This window comes from Micropruina sp., from assembly GCF_027492755.1.
Classification (GTDB): Bacteria; Actinomycetota; Actinomycetes; order Propionibacteriales; family Propionibacteriaceae; genus Micropruina.
Window position 1 is genome coordinate 8,789 of sequence record NZ_JAPUED010000249.1, and the last position, 2,241, is coordinate 11,029.

The following is a 2,241-nucleotide window of genomic DNA, read 5'->3' on the forward strand; positions in this document are numbered from 1 at the left end:
CCACCACCCCGCGGGTACCCCGGGTCTGCCCCCCCCCCCACCCCGCACCGCCGCACAACCCCCGGGCCCCCCGGGGCCTCCCGGGGGCCCCGTTTCGCATCTTCGGGGACGGTTCTTCCGCCTTCGAAAATCGCACGTCGGGGGACGGTTCTTCCGGGTGCGAAAAGCGGGCCACCGGGGACGGTTCCCTTGTCATCGGGGAGGGTTCCTTCGGTCGCCCAGAGGGGCCCCGCCAGATGCAGGCCAGCGTCGCGATTGGTGACCAGAAGAACCGTCCCCGCGCGTTCGAGATTCGCACGTTCAAGAACCGTCCCCGGGTGTGCGAGCCGCCCGGCTGACACGGACGCGGGGGCGCGGCTGGCGAGGACTACAGTGGGACGGCTTCAAATCGTCAACCGGAGGATTCGCCATGTCCGCCCCGTCCACCGCGGCCGTCGTCGCCGAGGCTGCCCTGCCCGACGGCGGGCGGTTGCGCATCCTGCGGGTGGACGCCTCGCGGGCGTCCGATGTCGTCCCGATCGTGCACGCCGCCTTCGCCGCCCGTCCGCCGGTCGAGCCGCCCGCCGCGGCACTGGCGGACACGGTCGACACCATCGCCGAGAAGCTGGACGGCGGCTTCGGCGTCGTCGGCGAACTGGACGGCGAACCGGCCGCAGCGCTGATCGTCGAACTGGACGGCGACGACGCGGTCATCACCCGGGTCGCGGTGCACCCCGACCATCAGCACCGCGGCATCGCGAACGCCCTTGTCGGCTGCACGATGGACCTGCTCGCGCTGCGCGGCACCCGCTGGCTGACGGTGGGTGTCCGCACAGAGTTCCCGGCTCTCGGACGATGGTGGCGCCGCCACGGCTTCGTGCCGACCGGCGAACAGCCGCCGCTGGAGATCCTGCGCCGTACCCTGCCGGTGATGGCCGAGGCCGCCACCGCGGACGCCATGCGCGCTCTCGGCGAGCGGCTCGCCACTGTGCTGCGGGCCGGCGACGTGATCATCGCCACCGGTGACCTGGGCGCCGGCAAGACCACGCTGACCCAGGGCATCGGCGCCGGGCTCAACATCGCCGGGCCGGTGATCTCACCCACCTTCGTGCTCTCCCGGGTGCATCCGGCCGTCGCCGGCGGACCCGCCCTGGTGCACGTGGACGCCTACCGGCTGGGCAGCTTCGACGAACTCGAAGACCTCGACCTGGAGGCGTCCCTGCCCGACTCGGTCACCCTGATCGAATGGGGCGGGGGCATCGCCGAGGGGCTGGCCGACGACCGCCTGGAGATCGACATCCGGCGCGGACTCGACCCCGAAGACGAGACTCGGCTGGTGTTCCTGTCCGGCCTCGGGGCGCGCTGGGCCGACGGACAACTGGAGGAACTGCGATGAGCCCCACGCTGACGCTGGGAATCGACACCTCGACCGACGTCCGGGTCGGCCTGGCCGACGGGGCCGGAGTCCTGGCCTCCCGCGCGGTGACCGACAGTCGCGCCCACGCCGAACAGCTGATGCCACTGGTGAACGCCACCCTCGCCGAAGCCGGCCGGACGCTGCATGACCTCGGCCTGATCGTGGTCGGTGTCGGCCCCGGGCCGTTCACCGGACTGCGGGTCGGCGTGGTCACCGCGCAGACGCTGGGGTTCGCTCTCGGGGTACCGGTGCGCGGCGTCTGCTCGCTGGATGCCGTTGCCGCCGGTCACCTCGTCGCCGGCAACCCCGGCGGTGAGTTCCTGGCCGTCTCGGACGCCCGCCGGCGCGAGGTGTACTGGGCCCGCTACGACACCGACGGACGCCGCGTCGAGGGGCCGGCGGTCTCCCCGGCGTCCGAGTTGCCGGAGTTGCCGGTGGTTGGGCCGGGCGCGGGATTGGCCGGCGGCACGCCGTCCCCGCTGGACGGCGGCGTCCTCGCGCTGGCCGGTCCGGAGCTGCCCGAGGTGGGGTTGTCGCCGCTGTACCTGCGCCGTCCGGACGCCACGGTGCCGACCAACCGCAAGTCGACCCTGCTGCAGCCGCGACTGGCGCGCGGGTTGGCCCGATCGTGACCGAGGCTGCTGTGATCGAGCCGGCCGCGGACGAGGTGCTGATCCGGCATGCGGAGCTCGCCGACCTGGACGCGATCCTGATGCTCGAGGTCTCTGGCTTCGACATCGCCTCGCGATGGAGCGCGGAATCCTGGACGGCGGAACTGACCGGCGCCGACCGGTGCGTTCTGGTCGCCGACCGCCGCCGGTTGAGCTTGTCGAAACCGGATTGGT

Annotated in this window: 2 protein-coding genes and 1 pseudogene; all 3 read left to right on the forward strand. The window is 72.7% G+C overall.

Translation table 11 applies throughout. From position 1 onward, the window contains the following. Positions 1–409: 409 nt before the first annotated feature. Complete coding sequence (gene tsaE / locus Q0066_RS16745; RefSeq protein WP_298135059.1) at positions 410–1,375, forward strand: tRNA (adenosine(37)-N6)-threonylcarbamoyltransferase complex ATPase subunit type 1 TsaE; 966 nt, start codon at positions 410–412, stop codon at positions 1,373–1,375. After that, positions 1,372–2,028, forward strand: coding sequence for a tRNA (adenosine(37)-N6)-threonylcarbamoyltransferase complex dimerization subunit type 1 TsaB (gene tsaB, locus Q0066_RS16750; protein WP_298135060.1), 657 nt, complete (start codon positions 1,372–1,374; stop codon positions 2,026–2,028). Before tsaE ends, tsaB begins: the two co-directional genes overlap by 4 nt. After that, positions 2,025–2,241, forward strand: a pseudogene (locus Q0066_RS16755) (hypothetical protein); the annotation flags it as partial. The gene tsaB and the pseudogene Q0066_RS16755, both read left to right, overlap by 4 nt.